This is a genomic window from Streptomyces lacrimifluminis, assembly GCF_014646095.1.
Taxonomy (GTDB): Bacteria; Actinomycetota; Actinomycetes; order Streptomycetales; family Streptomycetaceae; genus Streptomyces; species Streptomyces lacrimifluminis.
The window spans coordinates 60,700-85,876 of sequence record NZ_BMMU01000021.1; the positions used below are offsets into that span (position 1 = coordinate 60,700).

Below are 25,177 nucleotides of genomic sequence, written 5' to 3' on the forward strand. Positions count from 1 at the left end.
GAGGCAGGGGCGCGCGCACGGACAAAGGCCGTGTACCGATCCGCCCCTGTGCCCTGTCGGCGGCATCAGGCAGCATGTCCTCCATGTCCGTACTGACGCGCGACGAAGCGCAAGCCCGTGCCACCCTCCTGGACGTCCACCGGTACACGGTCGAACTCGACCTCACCACCGGGGACGACACCTTCGACTCCCGTACCGTGATCCGCTTCGCGGTGACGGCGGGCCACACCGGCGCGGACACGTTCGTCGAGGTCAGGCCCGCCGAGCTGCGATCGGCCACCCTCGACGGCCGGCCCCTGGACACCGGCACCCTCACCGACGGCCGACTGCCCCTGACGGGCCTCGCCGAGGGCGAGCACGAACTGCGCGTGGACGCCGCGATGCGCTACTCCCGCACCGGCGAGGGCATGCACCGCTTCACCGACCCCGTCGACGACGAGACCTACCTCTACACCCAGATGTCCCTGGACGACGCGGCAGCCGTCTTCGCCAACTTCAACCAGCCCGACCTCAAGGCCGTCTTCGAGTTCACCGTGCGCGCCCCCGAGGGCTGGACCGTCCTCGCCAACGGCATCACCACCGAAACCAGCGACGGACTCTGGCAGGCCGCCCCCACCCCGCGCATCTCCACCTACCTCGTCGCCGTCGCCGCCGGCCCCTGGCACTCCGTCCGCAGCGAGCACCGCGGCCTCCCCTTCGGCCTGCACTGCCGCCGCTCCCTCGCCCCCCACCTCGACACCGACGCCGACGAACTCCTCGACATCACGCGCGCGTGCTTCGACCGCTACCACGAGAAGTTCGAGGAGCCCTACCCCTTCGACTCCTACGACCAGGCGTTCGTCCCCGAGTTCAACTTCGGCGCCATGGAGAACCCCGGCCTCGTCACCTTCCGCGACGAGTTCGTCTACCGTTCCGCCGTCACCGACACCGAACGCCAGACCCGCGCCATGGTCATCGCCCACGAGATGGCCCACATGTGGTTCGGCGACCTCGTCACCCTCCAGTGGTGGGACGACATCTGGCTGAACGAGTCCTTCGCGGAGTACATGGGCTACCAGACCCTCACCGAGGCCACCCGCTACACCGACACCTGGACCGACTTCGGCGTCTCCCGCAAGGCCTGGGGCTACGACGCCGACCAGCGCCCCTCCACCCACCCCGTCGCCCCCGAGGCCGTCGACGACACCGCCGCCGCCCTCGTCAACTTCGACGGCATCTCCTACGCCAAGGGCGCCTCCGCCCTGCGCCAACTCGTCGCCTGGCTCGGCGAGAAGGACTTCCTGGCCGGCATCAACACCCACTTCGCCCGCCACCGCTTCGGCAACGCCACCCTGGCCGACTTCATCGACTCCCTGGCCGCCGCCACCGAACGCGACGTCCACGCCTGGGCCGACGCCTGGCTGCGCACCACCGGCGTCGACACCCTCACCCCGCGCCTCACCAACGGCGACGCCGGCGGGTACACCCTCACCGTCCGCCACGACGGCAGCCGCCCCCACCGCGTCGCCGTGGGCCTCTACGACCACGACGCCGGCGGCGACGGCACGCTCACCCTCCGCGAGCGCCTCCACGTCGACGTCCCCCAGGACGCCCCGGAGCCCATCGGCAAGCGCCCCGCCCTGCTCCTCGTCAACGACGGCGACCTGACCTACGCCAAGGTCCGCTTCGACCCCGAGTCCTTCAAGACCGTCCGCACCGCCCTCTCCGGCCTCCCCGACCCGCTCACCCGCGCGGTCGTCTGGAACGCCCTGCGCGACGCCGTACGCGACGGCCAACTCCCGCCCGCGGACTATCTGGAGACCGTCCGCGCCCACCTCCCGCGCGAAACGGACCTCGCCCTCGTCCAGGGCGTCCTCACCTTCGCGTCGACCGTCGTCGCCGACCGCTACCTGCCCCCGCAAAAACGCCCCGCGGCCCTCGCCGCCCTCGCCTCCCTGTGCCGCGACCTCATCCGCCGCACCGAGGACGGCGACCACCCCGGCCTGCGCCTCATCGCCGTACGCCACTTCATCGACGTCGCCGCCCACCCCGACACCATCGCCGCCTGGCTCGCCGACGGCACGGTCCCCGGCGGCCCCGAACTCGACCCCGAACTGCGCTGGCGCGTCCTGGCCAGGCTCGCGGTCCTCGGCGCCACCGACGAGGCGGAGATCGACGCCGAACTCGCCCGTGACCCCAGCGCCTCCGGCCAGGAAGGCGCCGCCCGCTGCCGGGCCGCCCTGCCCGACCCCGAGGCCAAACTCCGGGCCTGGGAACAGATGTTCAGCTCGGACGCGCTCTCCACCTACCTCTTCGTCGCCACCGCCCAGGGCTTCTGGCAGCCCGAACAGACCGACCTCACCGAGGAGTACGTCAAGCGGTACTGGACCGACGCCGTCGCCGTCGCCGCCGGCCGCGGCCCCGCCATGGCCGACGCCGCCGGCCGCTGGGCCTTCCCCGCCCACGCCGTCACCCCCGACACCCTCCGCCTCGGCGAGGAGTGCCTGCGCGACGCCGCCCCCATACCGGCACTGCGCCGCAAACTCGCCGACCAACTCGACGACCTGGACCGCGCACTGCGCGTACGGGAAGGAGCGCGGGAGCAGGCGTAACGCCCCCACCGTCCGGAACGGGTACGTACGGGTACGGGCAACGGGCCCGCGTACGGTACGGGTGTCCGTGTGGGGCCGGGGACACCCCCTGCTCCACACACCCTCCCCACGGCAAGCCCCGTACCCCCTTTCGGGTTCCGATCGTTGGTCTTCCCGGGCGCGTCGCCCCAGCCCCGTTCAAGCTGGAACTCCCCAGCCACGCGCCCCGGGAGGACCACCATGCGCACGCCGCCCCTCGCCTCAGGCGCCGAAGGCCCCGACGCCCTGCGGCCCTTGCTCGACACGGTCCTCGGCGCCCTCGCGGACGGTGGACACGCGCGCGGCGGCCCCCTCCCGGCCGGCGGACCCGAAACCGTCGCTCAGCGGATACGCGCCGCAGCCGGTGACTTCCTGCCCGACAAGGGCGACGACAACGCCCTGTACGACCTCGTGCGCGCCCTCGCCGAAGGCGCCGCCGACCCCGCGCACCCCCACTGCGCCGCCCACCTGCACTGCCCGCCCCTCGCCGTCGCCACCGCCGCAGACCTCGCCGCCAGTGCCCTCAACCCGTCCCTCGACTCCTGGGACCAGGCCCCGGCCGCCTCCGAACTCGAAGCACTGGTCACGAGGACCCTCGCCGCCGAGATCTACGGAGGCGCAAGGGCGAGTGAGCAGACACCGGCCGTAGCGCCCCGGAGGCGAACCGAGCCTCCAAAGCAAGGGGACGCCCTCGTCACCACCGGCGGCACCGAAGCCAACCAACTCGCCCTGCTCCTCGCCCGCGAGACACACCCGGGCGTCCGCCTCGTGCACGGCGCCAACGCCCACCACTCCCTGCCCCGCGCCGCCTGGCTCCTCGGCCTCCCCGAACCCGTCGTGGTCCCCGCCCCCGCCGGCACCCTCGACCCCGCCGCCCTCGACGAAGCCCTCACCGAGCTGCCGGGCCCCCGCGGCTCACTCCTCGTCGCCGCCACCGCCGGCACCACCGACGCCGGACTCATCGACCCGCTGCCCCAGATCGCCGCCCTCTGCGCCGCCCACGGCACCCGGCTCCACGTCGACGCCGCCTACGGCGGCGGACTCCTCTTCAGCGCGCGCCACCGCACCCAACTCGCCGGCCTCGAACACGCCGACACCGTCACCCTCGACCTGCACAAACTCGGCTGGCAACCCGTCGCCGCAGGCCTCCTCACCGTCAAGAACCCCAGCGACCTGGCCGCACTCGCCCACCAAGCCGACTACCTCAACGCCGACGACGACACCGAAGCAGGTCTCCCCGACCTCCTCGGCCGCTCCCTGCGCACCACCCGACGAGCCGACATCCTCAAGATCGCCGTCACCCTCAAAACCCTCGGCCGCCACGGACTTGGCGCCCTCGTCGACCAGGTCTGCGCCCACGCCCACGAGTTCGCCCGCCTCGTCCGGACCCACCCCGGCTTCGAACTCCACGACCCGCCCACCATCAGCACCGTGCTCTTCCGGCCCGCCGGAGCATCCGACGACGCCGTCGCCGCCGTACGCCGAAAACTCCTCCACGACGGACGCGCCGTCCTCGGCCGCGCCCATCTCGACGGCCGCCTCTGGCTCAAGGTCACCCTCCTCAACCCCCACACCCGGCCGGACGACCTGGCCGCACTTCTGAAGCTGGTGGAAGGAAACCTCCCCTCATGACACCCCCCACGCCCGCCGACAACCCGGCCGCCACCTCCACCCCCGACGCCCCCCACGACCTCGTCGGCATCGGCATCGGCCCCTGCAACCTCTCCCTCGCCGCGCTCGCCCACCCCATCCCCGACCTCGACACCGTCTTCTACGAACAACACCCCCGCTTCGACTGGCACCCCGGGCTCCTCATCGACGGCGCCACCGTCCAAGTCCCCTTCCTCGCCGACCTGGTCACCCTCGCCGACCCCGCCAGCCCCTGGTCGTTCCTCAGCTATCTCAAGAGCCGCGACCGGCTCTTTCCGTTCTACTTCGCCGAGCGCTTCCACATCCAGCGCGCCGAATACGACGCCTACTGCCGCTGGGTCAGCCAGAACCTGCCCCGACTGCACTTCGGCCACCAGGTCGACGCCGTCCGCTGGAACCCCGAACGAGACGTGTTCGAAATCGACTTCACCCAACTCGACACCGACGGAGAAGCCGAGGCCCTCGGCCGGACGTACACGAGGAACGTCGTCCTCGGCATCGGCAGCGAGCCCTACATCCCCGAACCCCTCAAACCACTCGTCGAAGCCCCCACCGTGCCCGTCCTGCACGCAGCCGACTACCTCACCCACCGCGACCGGCTCCTCACAGCCGAACACGTCACCGTCATCGGCTCAGGACAGACCGGCGCCGAGATCTTCCTCGACCTCCTGCGCCACCGCCCCGCCGGACGCGAGAAAATCCACTGGCTGGGACGCACCGAGGCCTTCGCCCCCATGGAGTACTCCAAACTCGGCCTCGAACACTTCACCCCCGACCACACCCGCTACTTCCACGCCCTCACCGAACCCGTACGCGACCGCCTCGTCGCCGCCCAGTGGCAACTCCACAAAGGCATCGGCGCCGACACCATCGCCGCCATCCACGACGAGCTCTACCGCCGGACCCTCCACGGCGGCTGGCCCGAAGCCGTCCTCACCCCCGGTGTCCGCGTCCGCACCGCCGGCCGCGTCGCCACCACCAAAGTCGAACTCCACCTCGAACACACCCAGCAGGGCAGCCGCTCCCGCCTCACCACCGACGCCGTCGTCCTCGCCACCGGCTACCGAGACCGCCCCCTCGACCGCATTCTCGCCGGCCTCGACCCCTACCTCCGCCGCGACAACGCCGAACGCCCCCGCATCGACGAACAGTTCAGACTCGACCTCGACCCGGCCATCACCGGCTCCGGCAGCCACGTCTACGTCCAGAACGCCGAACTCCACACCCACGGCGTCGGCACCCCCGACCTCGGACTCGTCGCCTGGCGCAGCGCCGCCATCCTCAACTCCCTCACCGGCCGGGCCCCCTACCCCCAGCCGACTAGAACCGCCTTCACCACCTTCGGCCTCGAACAACCACTGCCCGCGGTCCCGACCCCACGGCAGAGCCAGGAACGAGAAAAGGGCCAGCACCATGTGCTGACCCCCCTCGTGGACGGAATCTGAGGCACCCCGCCGCTCACCGAAGACCGGTGACTAGAACACCGGCGTGCCGTCGCGCGTCAACTTCCAGTCCACCGACGCGAACTCCTTCGGATCCAGCACACCCTTCGCCGTCACCCACTCGGAGATCCGCGTCCGGATCTCCGTCGACTCCGACCACAACTCCTGCGCCGACGCCACATGCGGGAACGCCCCGCCGCCATTGGCACGGTAGTTGTTCACCGCGAACACGAACTGCTGCGCGTCATCCAACGCCACACCGTTGTAGGCCAGGTTCTTGATCCGCGAACCCGCCGCCTGCGCGATGTCGATGTCGTACGTCAGCCCCGACACGTAGTCGTAGTTGTAGTCCGGCCGGTTCTCCGCGTTCGTCAGCTTCTCCACGTCGACCGCCGCACCCGCCGCCGTCCGCACGAAGTACTGCGCCGAGTACTCCAGGTACGCCCGCACCTGCGCGCCCGTCATCAACTTCGCGACCAGCGTGTTGTCGTACACGTACAGACTCGACAGATCCCGGATCGTCACCTCGCCGGCCGGGATCTCCGACGTCCGCGAGAACGGCGACGCCTGCGCGATCACCGGCAGCGAGGCATACGCCGTCCCCACCAGCGCCGCCCTCACCACGTCCTCCTGGACCTTCGTGATCAGGTCGATGATCGGAGCGTCCTTGTAACGCGCCTCCACCGTCGTGAGCGGGTCCGTCGCCGTACCGACCACCTGATTGACGTACGCCACGACAACGTCGTGCTCGTCCTTCAGCAACTTGGTGATCTTCGGATCATCGGCGACCGTCTTCGAGTCGCGCACCGTCGCCGCGACCGACTCGACAGCCCACTTGCCCTTCTCGAACACCAGCTCCACGTCGAACAACGACAACCGCTCCGCGTACGCCAGCGGCTCCGACAGCACCACCGTCCTGCCGGTCGCCGTGTTGGTGACCTTCAGCTCGGCGATCTCCGTGTGCGCGTGCCCGACAAGAATCGCGTCGATACCCGGCACCTGCTGCGCCACGAGCGCCGCCGAGTTCTCGATGTACGGCAACTGGTCACCGTACGACGAAGTGCCCGAGGACCCCGAGTGCGCCGACACGACCACCACGTCCGCGCCCATCGAACGCAGCTTCGGCACCCACTTCGCCGCCTGCTCCTCCAGACCCGGGAACGTCAGCTTCCCCTGCACATACGCCTTGTCCCAGATCGCGATCCCCGGGTTCGTCAGCCCCAGCACCGCCACCTTGACCGGCGGAGCACCCTTCACCTGGAACGTCTTCATGAAGTACGGAGGGAAGGCGGGCTTCAGCGTCTTCGCGTCCAGCGCGTTCGCACCCAGCAGCGGGAAACGGCACTGCGACTCGAACTTGCGCAGCGTCTCGATGCCGTAGTTGAACTCGTGGTTGCCGAGCGCCACCGCGTCGTACCCGATGGCGTTCATCGCCTGCGCCATCGGGTGCACCGGACCACCCTTGGCGGTGATCGGGTCGACCTTCGCGTAGTAGTACGTCAGCGGGGTGCCCTGAATCGTGTCGCCCGCGTCGATCAGCAGCGTGTTGCAACGCCCCTTCTCCTTGCGGACCTGCTCCACCAGCGTGGAGATACGGGCCAGCCCCTGCGCGTTGCCCTTCGCGTCGGAGTACTCCGCGTTCTTGAAGTAGTCCCAGTTGAAGATGTGCCCGTGCAGGTCGGTCGTGCCCATCACGGTCAGGGAGTACCGCTTCCCCGGCTTCGCGGGCTTCCTCGCCTCCGCGGCCTGCGCCGCCGGCGCCACGACAGCACTGGTCAGCGCCACCCCCGCCCCGGTCACAGCGGACTTCTTCAGGAACTTCCGGCGGTTCAACGGCATGTTTCGAGCTCCTCGGGGAATGGTCAATGACGCGCGTAGATTCTGACCCGGACACGACCGGCGGCAACAGCCCCCCAAGGTTTCGATCTGGTGACCGCCAGACTCCGGAACACCGTCCGCAACCGCCCCGCGAGTGACAGAGTGGGACGTATGACCTCCAGCCCGGAGCACCCCACCGCCGTCCCCTACGGCACCCCGGACGCCCCCCGCATCGCCGTCCGCGGCGAAGCCCACCTCGAAGTCGACCCCGAGATCGCCCGCATCGGCATCACCATCGGCGCAAGGGGCACAGACCGCCGCTCGGCGCTGGACGACCTGACCCGCCGCAACGCCACCGTCCTCGACCTCGTGAAAACGTACGGCGAGGCAGTGGAACGCCTGGAAACAGGAGCCTTCTCCATCGCCCCGGAACTCACCAGACACGGCCGCGGAGAACGCGTCCGGGCCTACCACGGCCGCGTCCACCTCACCGCCGAACTCACCGACTTCACCGCCCTCGGCGAACTGACCAGCCGCCTCGCCGACCTGGACCTCACCAGGGTCGACGGCCCCTGGTGGGCCCTGCGCCCCGACTCCCCGGCCCACCGCGACGCCCGCCGACAGGCGGTCCGGGAAGCGGTACAACGGGCTCGCGAGTACGCGGAAGCCCTGGGCACCTCGCTGGCGGCCCTGGTGGAACTGGCGGACGTGGGCGCCGAGGCCGCACAGCCCATGGGGTACGAGGCCCAGTCCCGCTCCCTGCACCGCGCGGCCTTCGCCGGCGCCGAGGCCGCGGACGAGGCGGCACCACTCGACCTGGAACCGCAGCGGCAACAGGTCTACGCACAGGTGAACGCCCGCTTCACGATGGCGCCGCCACAGCTGTGAATGGACAGGTGAACAGACGGGCGAACGGACAGGTGAGTAGATAGGAGAACAGGCAGGTGAACAGGCAGGTGAACAGACCACTGAAATGTTCAGCCGAAATGCTCATCAGAGCAGCCCCGCGCACAGTTCAATCGTTGTCAATAACCCTTCACGCAAAGGTTGTTGAGTAGTCATGCAGGGCCAATTCGCTACCCACCGGTAAGGCCTACGCTCGAAGTATGCGTCGAGCAAAGATCGTCTGTACCCTGGGCCCCGCCACCGACTCGTACGACCAGATCAAAGCACTGGTCGATGCCGGAATGGACGTAGCCCGCTTCAACCTCAGCCACGGCACCCACGCCGAACACGAGGTGCGTTACCAGCACGTCCGCAAGGCCGCCGACGAAACCGGCCGCAGCATCGGCCTCCTCGCCGACCTTCAAGGCCCGAAGATCCGACTCGGCAGCTTCGCCGAAGGCCCCGTACTCCTCGAACGCGGCGACACCTTCACCATCACCGTCGAAGAAGGCGTCGAAGGCAACCAGCAGACCTGCGGAACCACGTACGCGGGCCTCGCCACCGACGTCACCCCGGGCGAACTCGTCCTCGTCGACGACGGCAAGGTCTGCCTGGAAGTCACCGCCGTCGACGGACCCCGCGTCCACACCAGGGTCGTCGAAGGCGGAGTGATCTCCGACCACAAGGGCCTCAACCTCCCCGGCGTGGCGGTGTCGGTCCCCGCCCTCTCCGACAAGGACGAGGCGGACCTGCGCTGGGCGCTGCGCACCGGCTTCGACGTCATCGCGCTGTCCTTCGTGCGCAGCGGACGCGACATCGAGGACGTCCACCGCATCATGGACGAGGAACACCGGCGCCTCCCGGTCATCGCCAAGGTCGAGAAGCCGCAGGCGGTCGAAGCGATCGACGACATCGTCGCCGCCTTCGACGGCATCATGGTCGCCCGCGGCGACCTCGGCGTCGAGATGCCCCTGGAGCAGGTCCCCATCGTCCAGAAGCGCGCGATCAAGCTGGCCAAGCGCAACGCCAAGCCGGTCATCGTCGCCACCCAGATGCTCGACTCGATGATCGAGAACTCCCGCCCGACCAGGGCGGAGGCCTCGGACGTCGCGAACGCGGTCATCGACGGCACGGACGCGGTGATGCTGTCCGGCGAGACGAGCGTGGGCAAGTACGCCATCGAGACGGTCCGCACGATGGCGAAGATCGTCGAAGCGGCCGAGGAGGACATCCTGGCCAAGGGCCTACCGCCCCTCACGGACCGCAACAAGCCCCGCACACAGGGCGGCGCCGTGGCCCGCGCGGCGGCCGAGATGGGCGACTTCCTCGGCGCGAAGTTCCTGGTCGCGTTCACCCAGTCCGGCGACACCGTGAAGCGCCTCTCCCGCTACCGCTCCCCGATCCCGCTCCTGGCCTTCACCCCGGACCCGGCGACCCGGTCCCAGCTGACGCTGACGTGGGGCGTGGAGACGTTCCTGGGCCCACACGTCGACTCGACGGACGCGATGGTCGACCAGGTGGACGAGCTGCTCCTGAAGTACGGGCGCTGCCAGAAGGGCGACATCGTGGTGATCACGGCCGGCTCCCCGCCCGGGGTCTCGGGGTCGACCAATCTGGTGCGGGTGCACCACATCGGCGAGGACGACAGTCCCAAGTAGGCCATGAAAGCGAAGGGCCCCTCCCGGCGGAGGGGCCCTTTTCGGTTCAGTGCTTGGGGCCTACCTGGATGTCCATCAGGGCTACGGAGGCTTTGCGGGCGACGGAGGTGTTCTTGCCGTTCGGCCGTTTCCAGTCGACCCCGACTTTGTCGAGGGCGTCGGTGTAGAGCCGCGTGATGTCGGACGAGAGGTTCGTGAAGAAGTAGCGCGGGTATTCGTAGCGCTTGATTTCACCGGCGATGACCTTCTCGGTCCAGTTGGTGATTCGGCAGCCGTCGGAGTGGACGAGTCCCCGGATGAACTCCCATGGGTGCGAGTCGACGACAACCTGCTGCCAGTCGTCGAGAACGATCCGGCGCTCGTGCTTCTTGCCGGGCCCGTGCTGAGGGAACAAGCAGGGCCAGTGGGCGCTGTAGCCGACCACGGAAACGTAGCCCTGAGCTTGGACACGGTAAGCGCGCTTTCCAGGGTTCAGCGTCTGTACGGCCGCTTCGCACGCGTCGATCAGACCGGGCCACGCGTCCGCGCACGCGATGCGCAGGTAGTGCCCCGTGCGCGGATGGGCGCTGATACATCCGTCACCGAGATACAGGCCGAGCAGGTAGGAATAGGCCGCTGTGTCTTCGGGCTGGCTCGGGACAGGCCGGCATCGGACGCACGGGCTCACCTGCATACGTGGTAACGGGTCGATTCGCGTCTGCCAGGAGCGGATTGCGGCGCGGGATATCCCCGTCTCCTTGCTGACGGAGTTCAGGCTGCGTCCCTGACCCACCAGAACCAGGACTCGCTCGCGAGTGCCAACGTCGTACATGTGGACAGCCTGTGGGGTTGCCCACGTCGACGCGCAGCAAAAAGCGGATGTTCACTAGAATGAGAACATCCGCTTTCTGTAGCTACCTTGCAATCCAAGGAAAAGTGCCCCGAGTCGGATTCGAACCGACGCTGGATGGGTTTTGAATCCATGGCCTCTACCGCTGGGCTACCGGGGCCCCCTTCGAAACGAAGGTCAGCGGTCACCCGCCGTGACACCACCATACCGCAGCTGGGTACGCTCTTGGGAGCAGCACCCCTGCCCTGATCAAGGAGCCCCCGTGACCGCCCCCGAGTCGCCCCAGCCCGCAGACGCGCCCGACGACGACAAGTCGCACGTGCCTCCGCTGACGACCCGTGTCGTCATCGCCGAGGACGAGGCGCTCATCCGGCTCGATCTCAAGGAGATGCTCGAAGAGGAGGGCTACTCCGTCGTCGGTGAGGCCGGTGACGGCGAGGAGGCCGTGGAGCTCGCCCGTGAGCACCGGCCCGACCTCGTCATCCTCGATGTGAAGATGCCGAAGCTCGACGGCATCTCGGCGGCCGAGAAGATCGCCGAGGAGTCCATCGCGCCGGTGCTGATGCTGACCGCCTTCTCGCAGCGCGACCTCGTCGAGCGGGCCCGGGACGCCGGGGCCATGGCGTACCTCGTGAAGCCGTTCAGCAAGAGCGATGTCGTGCCGGCGATCGAGATGGCGGTGTCGCGGTTCAACGAGCTGCGGACGCTGGAGAAGGAGATCGCGGATCTCACCCTGCGGCTGGAGACCCGCAAGCTCGTCGACCGCGCCAAGTCGGTCCTGCAGACGGAGTACGGCCTGTCCGAGCCCGCCGCGTTCCGGTGGATCCAGAAGACGTCGATGGACCGGCGCATGTCCATGCAGCAGGTCGCGGAGGCGGTCATCGCGGACGCCGAGGAGAAGAAGGCGGCGAAGGGGTAGCCTCCGCCCGGTACAGCGGAAGAGGCCCGCGTCCCCTGGCAAGGGGGCGCGGGCCTCTTCGTGGCCTGGGGAGGATCAGTCCTCGCCCAGGTAGGCCTTCCGTACGGACTCGTCGTGCAGCAGGTCCTGACCGGTGCCGGAGAGCACGATGTTGCCGACCTCCATGACGTGTCCCTGGTCGGCGAGGGAGAGCGCCGCCTGGGCGTTCTGCTCGACGAGGAGGATCGTCGTGCCGGATGCCTTGAGTTCGGCGATGGTGGCCATGATCTTCTGCATCATGATCGGCGAGAGGCCCATGGAGGGTTCGTCGAGCATCAGCAGTTTCGGCTGGGACATGAGCGCGCGGCCCATGGCCAGCATCTGCTGTTCGCCGCCCGACAGTGTTCCTGCGGCCTGCTTGCGGCGCTCTCCGAGGATGGCGAAGAGGTCGTAGGCGCGCTGGATGTCCTTCTCGATGCCGGCCTTGTCGTTGCGGAGGAAGGCGCCGAGCCGCAGGTTGTCCTCGATGGTCATGCGGGGGAAGATGTGCCGCCCCTCGGGGGAGTGGGCGAGCCCCAGGGAGACGATCTGGTGGGCGGGGACCTTCTTCAGCGACCGGCCGTCGAACTTGATCTGGCCGCCGACGGGCTTGAGGAGGCCCGACAGGGTGCGCAGGGTGGTGGTCTTGCCGGCGCCGTTGGTGCCGATGAGGGTGACCACCTGGCCGGCTTCGACCTTGAACGAGATGCCCTTGACGGCTTCGATCTTGCCGTAGGCGACTCGGAGGTCCTCGACCTCCAGGAGTGCGGTCATCGGTCGGTCTCCTTGCCGGGCGCGGCGTCCTTGGTGGTGTCGGCGTGTGTCTCGGCTGCCGAGACCTCCGTGATCTCGTCGGTGCCGGGGGCGCCTTCGAAGGGTTCTCCGAGGTAGGCGGCGACGACACGCTCGTCGCCCTGCACGGTCGCGCTGTCGCCTTCGACGAGTTTTTCGCCCTGCACGAGGACGGCGACGCGGTCGCAGAGGTTGAAGATGAACCGCATGTCGTGCTCGATGACGAGTACGGCGATGCCCTGGTCGCGGATGGCGAAGACGAGTTCCTCGGTGGCCCGGGTCTCCTGCGGGTTCATTCCGGCGGTGGGCTCGTCGAGGAGGAGCAGCCCGGGCTCGCTGGCCAGGGCTCGTGCGATCTCGAGCTTGCGCTGCTCGCCGTAGGGGAGGTTCCTGGCGAGGTGGTCGCGCTTGTGGGCCAGGCCGATGAACTCCAGGAGTTCCATGGCGCGTTCTTCGGAGGCTTTCTCGGCCTTCTTGAAGCCGGGACCGCGCAGGAGTGCGGACCAGAGGCCTTCTTTGGTGCGGGTGTGGCGGCCGACGAGCACGTTTTCGAGGACCGTCATGTTGGCGAAGAGACGGATGTTCTGGAACGTGCGTGCGACGCCGGCCGCGGTGACCTTGAAGGACTTGGGCGGCAGGACGGTGCCCTTGTAGCGGACCTCTCCCTCGGTGGGGATGTAGAGGCCGGTGAGGCAGTTGAAGAAGGTCGTCTTGCCGGCGCCGTTGGGGCCGATGAGTCCGACGATCTCGCCGCTGTTGACGGTGAGGTCGACGTTGCGTACGGCGGTGAGGCCGCCGAAGCGCATGGTGACGCCGCGTGCGTCGAGTACGGCCTGGCCGGTGGCGGCGGTGTTCGGTGCGGTGGTTTCGGTAGTCATGGTGGTCAGACCCCTGTCTTGCTGAGGACTGTGGGTGCTTCCGCGTCTTCGTGGAATTCGAGCTGGCGGCGCCGGTTCGGGATGAGGCCTTCCGGGCGGAAGCGCATCAGCAGGACGAGCGTGAGGCCGAAGGCGAGGAGCTGGTAGTCGCCGAGGAACTGGAGCTTGGCCGGGATCAGGTAGAGCAGTGCGGCGCCGACGAGGGGGCCGCTGATGGTGCCCATGCCGCCGAGGACGACGGCTGCGAGCAGGAAGGCCGAGTTGGGCGGTACTACGTGGGCGAACTGGTACTGCTCGGGGGTCACGGTGTAGGTGACGTGGGCCTGGACCGTACCGGCGAGGCCGGCGAGGGCGGCGCCGAGGGCGAAGGCGATGAGCTTGACCCGGAAGCCGTTGATGCCCATGGCGAGGGCGGCGGTCTCGTCCTCGCGGATGGCGATCCAGGCGCGGCCGATACGGGAGTCGCTGCTGCGCCGGAAGACGATCACGACGATCAGGGTGATCAGGAGCATCAGCAGGAAGTAGTTGGCGAAGCGGGCGATGGTGAAGCCGCCGAAGCTGTGCGCCTGGCCGAAGTCGAAGCCGAGGATGTTGAGGTTGGGGATGGAGGAGATGCCGTTGGAGCCGTTGGTGATGTCCGGGCCGGAGGTGCCGTCCATGTTGAGGACGCCGATCCGGAAGATCTCACCGAAGCCGAGGGTCACGATGGCGAGGTAGTCGCCGCGCAGCCGCAGGGTGGGGGCGCCGATGAGGACGCCGAAGATCATGGCGACGGCGGCGCCGAGCAGGGCGGACAGCCAGAACGGGAGGTGGATGTCGAAGGGGGAGGAGGGGGAGCCGGAGACCATGGCCGCGGTGTAGGCGCCGACGCCGAGGAAGGCGACGTATCCGAGGTCGAGGAGGCCGGCGAGGCCGACGACGATGTTCAGGCCGAGGGCGACGGTGGCGAAGATCAGGATGTAGACGCCGATGGTCGCGTACTGGTCGTCGGACTGGGTGAAGGGGAAGGCGGCGGCTGCGAGGAAGGCGCCGAGCAGCGTCACGTTGCGGTGCTTCGCCGTGATGGCGGAGATCCTGCTGACGAGGCCGGCCTTGGCGACGGCGGCGAAGCCGAAGCCGGTGGTGAGGAGGAAGCCGAGGAAGAGTTCGTCGTATTCGGTGCCGATGCCGTAGGTGAAGACGGTCAGGGCGAGGCCGAGTACCGCGACGATGATGAGGATCTCGGCGTACGCGGGCAGCTTGCGGGCCGGGGTGGGGGTGCCGGAGGCGAAGGCCGCTTTGATGACGGCGATGTTGTTGCGTGCGTCGAGGACGAGTCGCTCGCGGGGGGTGTCCTCGGGGTCGGCGGTGTCGGGCTCGGGCCGTTCGAACGGCAGGGCGAGTGCTCCGAGGAGGGCGCCGAGGGTGGCGATGGCGACGATGTAGCCGCCGGGTTCGAGGTTGACGATGCCGCCGAGCTGGAAGGTGATCGCGAGGATCGTGTACCAGGCGGTGGCGAAGGTACCGAGGGCGGCGAGCCGGAGGGCGCTGGTGGCGCCTGCGGGTACCAGCCAGCCCAGGCCCTTGACGCCGTAGGAGGCGAGGCCGAACAGGGTGGTGAGGACGCCGCCGATGAGGACGAGGACCTGGAGGCCGCCCGGGTAGCCGTAGACGGTGAGGTCGCCGGGGAACGCCGACGTCCAGGTCCAGGCGAGGAAGGCGGAGACGATGGTGAGGGCGCCGCCGCCGGTGGCGAGGGCGCGGCCGATGGCCGGGGGGATGGGGACGAGGCCCTCGGGCGTTCCCGGGTTCGGGGTGCTGGGCGACTCGGGGGTGGTGGTCTGTGTGGTCATCGGTGTCACGCCCTGTCCGCAACGCGCTCGCCGAGCAGGCCCTGTGGCCTGAACAGGAGTACGAGGATGAGGAGTACGAAGGCCCAGACGTTGGCCCAGGACTGGCCGCCGAGCTGCGACATGCCGGGGACGTCGGCGATGTAGGCGGTGGCCATGGTTTCGGCGAGGCCGAGGGCGAGGCCGCCGATCATGGCTCCGTAGATGTTGCCGATGCCGCCGAGGACGGCGGCGGTGAAGGCCTTGAGGCCGAGGATGAAGCCCATGCGGAAGTTGATCTCGCCGTACTTGAGGCCGTAGGCCAGGCCTCCCACGGCGGCGAAGGCGGCGCCGAGGGCGAAGGCGACCACGATGATCTGGTCGGTGTTGATGCCCATGAGCTTGGCGGTGTCCGGGTCCTGGGCGGTGGCCTGCATGCCGCGTCCGGTGCGGGTCTTCATCACGAAGTAGGCGAGGATCGCCATGCTGATGGGGGCGGCGGTGAAGAGGAAGATGTCACCGGTCTGGATGGTGACGCTGCCGATCTCGAAGGGTCCGCCGGGGATGTTCGGGAAGACGATGGACGACGTGGCCTTCGGGTACCAGGCCCACACCGCCTGCTGGAGGGCGAGGGAGAGGCCGATGGCGGTGATGAGGGGGGCGAGGCGTGGCGCGCTGCGCAGGGGGCGGTAGGCGAACCGTTCCGCTCCTACGGCGACCGTGACGGAGACGAGGACGGCGCCGACGAGCATGAGGGGCAGCGCGAGCCACATGGTGGTGCCGTTGGGCATGATGTACAGATAAACCGTGAGAGCGCCGAACGCCCCGGTCATGAAGATCTCGCCATGGGCGAAGTTGATGAGCTGGACGATGCCGTAAACCATTGTGTAGCCGATGGCGACGAGCCCGTACATGGATCCCAGTAGCAGGCCGTTGACCAGCTGCTGCGGCAGTTCGTTCACCGCATGTCCTCCGAGACGTTCGGATGTCGGATGTTCGACGGATGTGACCGGATGTGAGTCCGCGCGGGGCGCCTGTGGTGCGGCGCCCCGCGCGGCTCTTCCGTGCTGTGGGTGAGGGTCAGCCGGTGTAGGTACCGGACTTCACGGGCGACCAGGCGCCGTTCTCGACGGCGTAGACGGTGAGCTGCTTGTTCGTGGCGTCACCGTACTCGTCGAAGGAGACCTTGCCGGTCACACCCTCGAAGGAGACGTTCTGCATGGCCTCGGTGACCTTGGCGCGGGCGTCGTCCGGGAGCTTGCCGTCGTTGTCCTCGACGACCTTCTTCACGGCCTCGATGATCGCCCAGGCGGAGTCGTAGGAGTAGCCGCCGTAGGCCTCGTAGGCCTCCTTGTAGCCCGCGGCCTTGTAGTTGGCGACGAACTCCTTGGCGGAGGGCAGTTCCTCGACCGGCGCGCCGACCGAGGTGGCGAGGTCGCCGGTGGCGCTGGCGCCGGCCAGCTTGATGAAGTCGGCGCTGTAGATGCCGTCACCGCCGACGACCGGGATCTTGGCGCCCGCGGCCTTGATCTGCTTGCTGAGCGGGCCGGCCTGCGGGTACTCGCCGCCGTAGTAGACGACGTCCGCGCCGGAGCTCTTCACCTGCGTGGCGATCGCGGAGAAGTCCTTGGTCTCGGGGTCGATGTGCTGGGTGCCGACCACCGAGCCGCCGAGCTTCTTGAACTCCTCCGTGAAGGTGGCGGCCAGACCGGCGCCGTAGGTCTTCTTGTCGTCGATGACGAAGACCTTCTTCTTCTTGGAGTCGTTGAAGACGTACTGCGCGGCGAACGGGCCCTGGATGGCGTCCGTGGTCGCGGTGCGGAAGTACGACTTGTACGGGCGGGTCTTGGTGCCGCCGTTCCAGTCCGTGCCCTGGGTCAGGGCCGGGTTGGTGTTGGCGGGGGAGACCTCGACGAGCTTGGCGTCGTCGAAGACCTTCTGCATGGACTCGGCGACGGAGGAGTTCAGCGGTCCGACCACACCGAGGACCGCCTTGTCGGCGACCAGCTTGGTGGCGTTCTGCTGGCCCGAGGAGGGCTGGGCCTGGTCGTCGAGGGCCTCGATCTTGAACGTGATGCCGTCGACGTACTTCTTCTCGTTCGCCTGCTTGGCGGCGAGGTCGACGGAGTTCTTGATGCCGAGGCCCAGTGCGGACAGGTCGCCGGTCAGCGGGGCGTCGACACCGATGGTCACGGTGGTGCCACCGCTGCCGGAGTCCGAGTCACCCTTGTCGTCGCGCGAACCGCAGGCGCTGAGGGTGAGAGCTCCTGCCGCCAAGGTGGCGGTTAGGGCGATGAGCGAGCGTTGACGCACGATCAGTCCTTTCGTGGCACGTCCCTTCCCCGCGGAAGCGACTGAGTCGAGCGCTGGGCCGAAATGACTTCGAGTCCGATGGCGCGGTGACTGGCCGTGACTCTAAGCCCTGGTCCGAGCGTGAAGGCATCGTGAGGGCTGGCTTGTGACTTTCTTGTTATGACGTGCCGGTTGATGATCCCTGAGACGCGGATGTTATCGGCCAGTTTGTCACAAATTATCCGCCGTCCACATTTTGAGAATTTGCACTTCCGGTCGCCCGTCGGCTTGGCCGCGCGGGCACCGGGCCGCAGGCCTTGTGGAGGAGTTCGGAGAGGTCGTGCGGGTATGTACCGCCGAAGATGAAACTGTGCCTTTGTATTGCGCGCGCGTTACGCAGCGTTACGTCCAGCGAGGGCATGCCTGCGTCAAGCGGAAGGCCCGCGCAGTCGACCACCGAGATCTGGACGGTGATCCGGCGGGTGGTCCCGGCGCTGACGGTGGAGGTCTCGGTGGGCGAGATGCGGGCGGTGAGACCGTCGAAGGCGGCGCCGGTGACGCGCAGGGTCACGGGTGGGCCGCTGTGTACGGTCACCGCGAACCGGTACATGCCGCTGGTGGGTTCGGAGGCGAAGGTCGCGGCGAGTCCTGTGTACCGGAACGTGGTGACGTTCGCAGGCCACGGCATGGGGTCGAGGGTGCCCGTGGGGGCGGACGGCTTCGCAGGCGGCAGGGCGATGACTCCGGCTGCCGCGACGGCGAGCGCGGTGGTGCCGAGAACGGCTCTGCGGACGCGTGGCGACAGGGCTCGCCAGCGGTCCGTGAGGCGCGGTGTGTCGGCACCGATGACTTCGTAAGTCTCTTGCGCGTCCGGCGAGTTGACGGGTTCGACGGGGCCGATGCCGGTCATGGTCGCAGCCTCATGGGGGAACCGTAGTGGGGGGTCGGGGGGCGGGCAACGGTGACCTCGGGACGGGTGCGGCCCGGGCCGGGGTTTCCGCCGGCCGGGGGGGGCGCGGGCCGCGCTGCCCGGGCTTCGTCACCTCTCGGCCCCGGCCCGCACCCCCCGGTCCGTCCGGTGTTCGAGGGCGAGGCCCGTCCAGGGCCGTGGCGGGGGTCTGGGGTGCCGCCCCGGGGGAGGGGTGTGGGTGTTGTTGGGGCGGCGGGGGCGGGGATTCCCTCAGCCGGCCGTGGGCGCGTCCCGCAGCAGGCATGTCAGGCGCGCCGTGCACACGCGCTTGTCGGCCTCGTCCGTGATCACGACCTCGTAGGTCGCCGTCGACCGCCCCCGGTGCACCGGCGTGGCCACACCGGTGACCAGTCCGGAGCGGGCCCCGCGGTGGTGGGTGCAGTTCAGGTCCACGCCGACGGCGATCTTCGTGCTGCCGCCGTGCAGCATCGCCCCGACCGACCCGAGCGTCTCGGCCAGCACCGCGGACGCGCCCCCGTGCAGCAGCCCGTACGGCTGTGTGTTGCCCTCGACGGGCATCGTGCCGACGACACGGTCGGCGGACGCCTCGACGATCTGCACGCCCATCCGGTTTCCCAGGTGGCCCGCGGAGAACATGGCGACCACGTCGATACCCAGTGCCGTGTACTCGTCGATGACTTCCTGCGGGAACTTCACGTGCTGCTGCTCACCCATGGGGCCCGGCTCCGTTCGTCCTGGTCGCTGCGGCGTCCGTACGCTACGTCCATCCACTGAGCAAACGCTCAGTCGGTAGCCGATTGTTCCAGACGCACGACCACGGATTTGCTGGCCGGGGTGTTGCTGGTGTCGGCGGTGGCGTCCAGCGGGACCAGGACGTTGGTCTCCGGGTAGTAGGCCGCCGCGCATCCCCGCGCCGTCGGGTAGAACACGATCCGGAAGCCTGGCGCCCGGCGCTCGACGCCGTCCTTCCACTCGCTGACGAGGTCGACGTACGACCCGTCGGCGACCCCGAGGGTCCGCGCGTCCTCGGCGTTCACCAGGACGACCCGGCGGCCGTTCCTGATGCCCCGGTAGCGGTCGTCCAGGCCGTAGATCGTGGTGTTGTACTGGTCGTGCGAGCGCAGGGTCTGCAGGAGCAGGCGGCCTTCGGGGAGCTCGGGGAACTCGACGGGCGCGGCGGTGAAGTTCGCCTTGCCGGTCGCCGTCGGGAAGCGCCGCTCGTCGCGCGGGGCGTGCGGGAGGGTGAAACCCGCCGGGTCGGCCACGCGCGCGTTGAAGTTCTCGAAGCCGGGGATCACGCGCGCGATGCGGTCGCGGACCGTGGCGTAGTCCTTCTCGAACTCCTCCCACGGCGTGCGGGACTCCTCGCCCAGGACTCGCCGGGCCAGCCGGCAGACGATGGCCGGTTCGGAGAGCAGGTGTGCGCTCGCCGGGTCCAGGCGGCCCCTGGAGGCGTGCACCATGCCCATGGAGTCCTCGACCGTCACGAACTGCTCTGTGCTTTTCCCGTTCGGGCCGACCTGGAGGTCGCGCTCGGTGCGGCCGAGCGTCGGCAGGATCAGCGCACGCGCGCCCGTGACGGCGTGCGAGCGGTTCAGCTTCGTCGACACGTGCACGGTGAGGCGGGCGCGGCGCATGGCCGCTTCGGTGACCTCCGTGTCCGGGGAGGCGGAGACGAAGTTGCCGCCCATGGCGAAGAAGACCTTGGCCTCGCCGTCGCGCAGGGCGCGGATGGCCCGTACGACGTCGTAGCCGTGTTCGCGGGGCGGGGCGAAGCCGAACTCCTTCTCCAGGGCGTCCAGGAAGGCGGGGGCGGGGCGTTCGAAGATGCCCATGGTGCGGTCGCCCTGCACGTTCGAATGGCCGCGCACCGGGCACACGCCGGCGCCCGGGCGTCCGATGTTGCCGCGCAGGAGAAGGAAGTTGACGACTTCGCGGATGGTGGGCACGGAGTGCTTGTGCTGGGTCAGGCCCATCGCCCAGCACACGATGGTGCGTTCGGAGGCCAGGACCATGCCGAGGGCTTTTTCGATCTCCGCGCGCGTGAGGCCCGTCGCGGTGAGGGTCTCGTCCCAGTCGGCGGCGCGGGCCGCCTCGACGAACTCCTCGTAGCCGTGCGTGTGTTCGCGGACGAAGGCCTCGTCGACCGCGCCTTCAGTGTCCAGGATCAGCTTGTTGAGGAGGCGGAAGAGTGCCTGGTCGCCGCCGATGCGGATCTGTAGGAACAGGTCGTTGAGGGCCGCTCCCTTGATCATGCCCTGGGGGGTCTGCGGGTTCTTGAAGCGTTCCAGGCCGGCCTCGGGCAGCGGGTTGACGCTGATGATCCGTGCGCCGTTCGCCTTCGCCTTCTCCAGGGCCGAGAGCATCCGGGGGTGGTTGGTGCCCGGGTTCTGGCCGGCGACGATGATCAGATCGGCCTGGTAGAGGTCCTCCAAAAGGACGCTGCCCTTGCCGACGCCGATGGTCTCGGAGAGCGCGGACCCCGACGACTCGTGGCACATGTTGGAGCAGTCGGGGAGGTTGTTCGTGCCCAGTTCGCGGGCGAACAGCTGATAGAGGAAGGCCGCCTCGTTGCTGGTGCGGCCCGAGGTGTAGAAGAGGGCCTCGTCCGGCGAGCCGAGGGCCTTCAGTTCCTCGGCGACGATGTCGAAGGCGCGGTCCCAGGAGACCGGTTCGTAGCGGTCGGCGCCCTCGGGCAGGTACATGGGGTGGGTGAGCCGGCCCTGCTGGCCCAGCCAGTAGCCGCTGCGGCCGGCCAGGTCGGTCACGGTGTGGGCGGCGAAGAACTCAGGGGTGACGCGGCGCAGGGTGGCTTCCTCGGCGACCGCCTTCGCGCCGTTCTCGCAGAACTCGGCGGCGTGCCGGTGCTCGGGCTCCGGCCAGGCGCAGCCGGGGCAGTCGAAGCCGTCCTTCTGGTTGACACGCAGGAGGGTGAGAGCGGTGCGGCGGACGCCCATCTGCTGCTGGGCCATGCGCAGGGTGTGGCCGATGGCGGGCAGTCCGGCCGCTGCGTGCTTGGGGGCGGCGACCTGCGGCGCGTCCTGGACCGGATCACTCTTGGGCGGCTTGCTGGCCATGGCTGAGCCCCTTCGCTTGCACGTGTCTCTCCGCTTGCACGTGGTGGGCGTGCGCATGGTTCACCTGCGTGTGTGCCACCTCTTCGATCCTCGCACGCGGCGGTGACAACGGCGGTGCTGGGTTCTGGACGGCCCGGAGGGCCCGGACGGCCCGCGTTGTCAGTGGCACGTGGCAGGATCGGGGTCGTGGCAGAAACAGCATCGAAGAAGACCGAGAAGACCTCCGGCACGGGCCGCCCCCGGCTGATGCTCATGGACGGGCACTCGCTGGCGTACCGCGCGTTCTTCGCGCTGCCCGCGGAGAACTTCACGACCGCGACCGGACAGCCGACGAACGCGATCTACGGCTTCGCGTCGATGCTCGCCAACACGCTGCGCGACGAGGCGCCCACGCACTTCGCGGTGGCGTTCGACGTGTCCCGCAAGACCTGGCGCTCCGAGGAGTTCACGGAGTACAAGGCGAACCGGTCGAAGACGCCGGACGAGTTCAAGGGGCAGGTCGAGCTGATCGGCGAGCTGCTCGACGCGATGCACGCGGAGCGGTTCGCGGTCGACGGCTTCGAGGCCGACGACGTCATCGCCACGCTGACCACGCAGGCGGAGGCCGAGGGCTTCGAGGTGCTGATCGTCACCGGCGACCGGGACTCCTTCCAGCTGGTCACCGAGAACACGACGGTGCTGTATCCGACGAAGGGCGTCTCGGAGCTGACCCGGTTCACTCCGGAGAAGGTCTTCGAGAAGTACGGGTTGACGCCGGCCCAGTACCCGGACTTCGCGGCACTGCGCGGCGACCCGTCCGACAACCTGCCGGGCATTCCCGGGGTCGGTGAGAAGACGGCGGCGAAGTGGATCAACCAGTTCGGGTCGTTCGCGGAGCTGGTCGAGCGGGTCGAGGAGGTCAAGGGCAAGGTCGGGCAGAACCTGCGCGACCACCTGGAGGCCGTCAAGCTCAACCGCCGGCTCACGGAGATGGTCCGGGACGTCGAACTCCCGAAGTCGGTCACGGACTTGGCGCGGGCGGCGTACGACCGTACGGCGGTGGCGGTGGTTCTCGACACCCTGGAGATCCGCAACCCCTCGCTGCGTGAGCGGCTGCTGGCCGTCGATCCGGGCGCCGAGGAGGCCGACGCGGGCCCGGTCGCCGAGGCCGGTGTCGAGGTGGACGGGACGGTGCTCGGCGCGGGCGAACTGGCCCCCTGGCTCAGCGAGCACGGCACGGAGGTGCTCGGCATCGCCACGGTCGACACCTGGGCGCTGGGCAGCGGCTCCGTCGCCGAGGTCGCGCTCGCCGCGGCCGGGGGAGCGGCGGCCTGGTTCGACCCGGCGGAGCTGGACGAGGCCGACGAGAACGCGTTCGCGGCCTGGCTGGCAGACCCGGACCGGCCCAAGGTGTTCCACAGTGCCAAGGGCGCGATGCGGGTCTTCGCGGAGCACGGCTGGACCGTGGCCGGGGTGGGCATGGACACCGCCCTTGCCGCGTACCTGGTCAAGCCGGGCCGGCGTTCCTTCGACCTGGACGCGCTGTCCCTGGAGTACCTCGGCCGTGAACTGGCGCCCGCCGCGACGGCGGACGGCCAGCTGGCCTTCGGTACGGACGAGGGCGCGGAGGCCGACTCCCTGATGGTGCAGGCCCGCACGATCGTCGACCTGGGCGAGGCGTTCGGCCAGCGCCTCCAGGAGGTCGGCGCGGCGGATCTGCTGCGGGACATGGAGCTGCCGACATCGGCACTGCTGGCCCGCATGGAGCGGCACGGCATCGCGGCGGACCGGGCCCACCTGGAAGCCATGGAGCAGATGTTCGCGGGCGCGGTGCAGCAGGCGGTGAAGGAGGCGCACGCGGCGGTCGGCCACGAGTTCAACCTCGGCTCGCCCAAGCAGCTCCAGGAGGTCCTCTTCGGGGAACTGGGCCTGCCGAAGACGAAGAAGACCAAGACGGGCTACACGACGGACGCGGACGCCCTGGCGTGGCTGGCGACCCAGACCGACAACGAACTGCCGGTCATCATGCTCCGCCACCGTGAGCAGGCGAAGCTGCGTGTCACCGTCGAGGGCCTGATCAAGACGATCGCGGCGGACGGCCGCATCCACACGACGTTCAACCAGACGGTGGCGGCGACGGGCCGGCTGTCCTCCACGGACCCCAACCTCCAGAACATCCCGGTCCGTACGGACGAGGGCCGCGCCATCCGTCGCGGCTTCGTGGTCGGCGAGGGCTTCGAGTCGCTGATGACGGCGGACTACAGCCAGATCGAACTCCGGGTGATGGCCCATCTCTCCGAGGACGAGGGCCTGTTGGAGGCGTTCACCTCCGGTGAGGACCTGCACACCACCGTCGCCTCCCAGGTGTTCGCGGTCGACCGCTCAGCGGTGGACGCGGAGATGCGCCGCAAGATCAAGGCGATGTCGTACGGCCTGGCGTACGGTCTGTCGGCCTTCGGCCTGTCCGGGCAGCTGAACATCGACGCGGGCGAGGCGCGCGGCCTGATGGACACGTACTTCGAACGCTTCGGCGGTGTACGGGACTATCTGCGCCGGGCTGTCGACGAGGCGAGGGCGACGGGCTACACGGAGACCCTCTTCGGCCGCCGCCGCTACCTCCCCGACCTGAACAGCGACAACCGTCAACGCCGCGAGATGGCCGAGCGCATGGCCCTGAACGCCCCGATCCAGGGCACGGCGGCGGACATCGTCAAGATCGCCATGCTGAAGGTGGGCCAGGCACTGGAGGAGACGAACCTCAAGTCCCGCATGCTGCTCCAGGTCCATGACGAAATCGTCCTGGAGATCGCCCCGGGCGAGCGCGAGGCCACGGAGGAACTGGTCCGCCGGGAGATGGCGGGCGCGGTGACCCTCCGGGCACCGCTGGACGTCTCGGTGGGCTCGGGGCTCGACTGGGAGTCGGCCGCGCACTAGCGGTCCGGCGGGCGGTTCGGGCGGGCGGGTTGTCCGCCTCCGCCGGTGGGGCTGGACGCGCAGTTCGTCTGCCTCGGGCCGGTGGGGCGGTTGATCGCGCAGCTTCCCTGTCGCGGGCCGGTGCCGGCTGGGCGCGTCCGCGCGGCGGGGCCGCCTGTCGACACGGCCCCGCGTCTCTTCGGGGGCGTGGACGAGTCGCCCATGCCCTGCGCTGCCGCCCGGGTCGCGGGCGGTGTCCCGGGCGGCAGCGCATACGGCGGCCGAACAGCCAAGTCCGCCTTGCCGGCCGGACGGGGCGAGGCCATCGGCGGAAGTGCGCTGCCCTGGGCCGGGCGGGCCGGCCGAGGCAACCGGACCTGTCCGTGCCGCTCGGGGCCCCCGCCGGGTACGGGGCCCGGTGCAGCCTTCCGGCCTCGCCCCGAGGCCTTCGAACGGGATCCGCACAGGCCCCTGCCCGACTCGCGCGGGGCCCGTCACTCGCGTGGCCCCCGCGAACACGCCTCCCCCCGTGCCGGCCCGACAGGATGCGGGCATGGGTATACGCACGCTCATCCGCCGGACGGCCCCCGCGCGCTCTCCGGTACCGGTGTTCGCGGCCGACGCGAGCACCGCCCGCATTCCCGGCAGTGGTCCGGCCGGCGCACCTCTCGGATGTCGT

The 25,177-nt window shown here is 69.3% G+C and carries 17 protein-coding genes and 1 tRNA gene; 7 read left to right on the plus strand and 11 right to left on the minus strand.

What is annotated here, in order from left to right; translation table 11 throughout:
• Positions 1-74 precede the first annotated feature (74 nt).
• The 3 genes from pepN to IEY89_RS27380 all read left to right on the plus strand — a co-directional run bounded on the left by pepN (position 75) and on the right by IEY89_RS27380 (position 5,704).
• On the plus strand, positions 75-2,591 hold the full coding sequence (pepN, locus tag IEY89_RS27370; RefSeq protein WP_189150172.1) for an aminopeptidase N: 2,517 nt from the start codon (positions 75-77) through the stop codon (positions 2,589-2,591).
• 219 nt (positions 2,592-2,810) lie between these two features.
• On the plus strand, positions 2,811-4,241 hold the full coding sequence (locus tag IEY89_RS27375; protein WP_189150173.1) for a pyridoxal phosphate-dependent decarboxylase family protein: 1,431 nt from the start codon (positions 2,811-2,813) through the stop codon (positions 4,239-4,241).
• A complete protein-coding gene (locus IEY89_RS27380; RefSeq protein WP_189150174.1) occupies positions 4,238-5,704 on the plus strand; it encodes a lysine N(6)-hydroxylase/L-ornithine N(5)-oxygenase family protein in 1,467 nt (488 codons plus the stop codon). The genes IEY89_RS27375 and IEY89_RS27380 overlap by 4 nt, the downstream gene beginning before the upstream one ends.
• 30 nt (positions 5,705-5,734) lie before the next feature.
• On the opposite strand, the gene IEY89_RS27385 is transcribed toward IEY89_RS27380, so the two are convergent.
• Entirely contained in the window at positions 5,735-7,540 is a 1,806-nt protein-coding gene (locus IEY89_RS27385) for a bifunctional metallophosphatase/5'-nucleotidase (RefSeq protein ID WP_189150175.1), read from the minus strand.
• Positions 7,541-7,690: 150 nt separating this feature from the next.
• Between IEY89_RS27385 and IEY89_RS27390 the strand changes: the two genes are divergently transcribed.
• Entirely contained in the window at positions 7,691-8,407 is a 717-nt protein-coding gene (locus IEY89_RS27390) for an SIMPL domain-containing protein (RefSeq protein WP_189150176.1), read from the plus strand.
• 218 nt (positions 8,408-8,625) lie between these two features.
• Entirely contained in the window at positions 8,626-10,062 is a 1,437-nt protein-coding gene (gene pyk / locus IEY89_RS27395) for a pyruvate kinase (RefSeq protein ID WP_189150177.1), read from the plus strand.
• 46 nt (positions 10,063-10,108) lie between these two features.
• Here pyk and IEY89_RS27400 read toward each other — a convergent pair whose 3' ends face one another.
• Together IEY89_RS27400 and IEY89_RS27405 are read right to left on the minus strand one after the other, a co-directional pair.
• Positions 10,109-10,873, minus strand: a complete 765-nt coding sequence (locus IEY89_RS27400) for a transcriptional regulator (RefSeq protein WP_189150178.1) — start codon at positions 10,871-10,873, stop codon at positions 10,109-10,111.
• A gap of 105 nt (positions 10,874-10,978) precedes the next feature.
• A tRNA-Leu gene (locus IEY89_RS27405) sits at positions 10,979-11,051 on the minus strand.
• A gap of 102 nt (positions 11,052-11,153) precedes the next feature.
• Here IEY89_RS27405 and IEY89_RS27410 point away from each other — a divergent pair.
• A complete protein-coding gene (locus tag IEY89_RS27410; protein WP_189150179.1) occupies positions 11,154-11,810 on the plus strand; it encodes an ANTAR domain-containing response regulator in 657 nt (218 codons plus the stop codon).
• Between the two features lie 75 nt (positions 11,811-11,885).
• Here the strand turns inward: IEY89_RS27410 and IEY89_RS27415 are convergent, their stop codons facing one another.
• The 8 genes from IEY89_RS27415 to IEY89_RS27450 form a co-directional block, all read right to left on the minus strand.
• On the minus strand, positions 11,886-12,602 hold the full coding sequence (locus tag IEY89_RS27415; protein ID WP_189150180.1) for an ABC transporter ATP-binding protein: 717 nt from the start codon (positions 12,600-12,602) through the stop codon (positions 11,886-11,888).
• On the minus strand, positions 12,599-13,498 hold the full coding sequence (locus IEY89_RS27420; protein WP_373287299.1) for an ABC transporter ATP-binding protein: 900 nt from the start codon (positions 13,496-13,498) through the stop codon (positions 12,599-12,601). The genes IEY89_RS27415 and IEY89_RS27420 overlap by 4 nt, the downstream gene beginning before the upstream one ends.
• Before the next feature lie 5 nt (positions 13,499-13,503).
• Positions 13,504-15,330 carry a branched-chain amino acid ABC transporter permease gene (locus tag IEY89_RS27425; RefSeq protein WP_189150181.1) on the minus strand — a complete coding sequence of 609 codons (1,827 nt, stop codon included), beginning with the start codon at positions 15,328-15,330 and terminating at the stop codon, positions 13,504-13,506.
• Between the two features lie 5 nt (positions 15,331-15,335).
• Complete coding sequence (locus IEY89_RS27430) at positions 15,336-16,268, minus strand: branched-chain amino acid ABC transporter permease (protein ID WP_189150182.1); 933 nt, start codon at positions 16,266-16,268, stop codon at positions 15,336-15,338.
• Positions 16,269-16,386: 118 nt separating this feature from the next.
• Positions 16,387-17,619 carry a branched-chain amino acid ABC transporter substrate-binding protein gene (locus IEY89_RS27435; RefSeq protein WP_189150183.1) on the minus strand — a complete coding sequence of 411 codons (1,233 nt, stop codon included), beginning with the start codon at positions 17,617-17,619 and terminating at the stop codon, positions 16,387-16,389.
• Between the two features lie 217 nt (positions 17,620-17,836).
• The gene (locus tag IEY89_RS27440; protein WP_189150184.1) at positions 17,837-18,508 is read right to left on the minus strand and encodes a hypothetical protein; all 672 of its coding nucleotides are present in this window, start codon (positions 18,506-18,508) and stop codon (positions 17,837-17,839) included.
• Between the two features lie 270 nt (positions 18,509-18,778).
• Positions 18,779-19,243: a PaaI family thioesterase gene (locus IEY89_RS27445; RefSeq protein ID WP_189150185.1), complete on the minus strand. Its 465-nt coding sequence runs from the start codon at positions 19,241-19,243 to the stop codon at positions 18,779-18,781.
• 68 nt (positions 19,244-19,311) lie between these two features.
• Positions 19,312-21,606 carry an FdhF/YdeP family oxidoreductase gene (locus tag IEY89_RS27450; protein WP_189150186.1) on the minus strand — a complete coding sequence of 765 codons (2,295 nt, stop codon included), beginning with the start codon at positions 21,604-21,606 and terminating at the stop codon, positions 19,312-19,314.
• Positions 21,607-21,792: 186 nt separating this feature from the next.
• Here IEY89_RS27450 and polA point away from each other — a divergent pair, with 186 nt between their 5' ends.
• Complete coding sequence (gene polA / locus IEY89_RS27455; protein ID WP_189150187.1) at positions 21,793-24,519, plus strand: DNA polymerase I; 2,727 nt, start codon at positions 21,793-21,795, stop codon at positions 24,517-24,519.
• Positions 24,520-25,177: the final 658 nt, after the last annotated feature.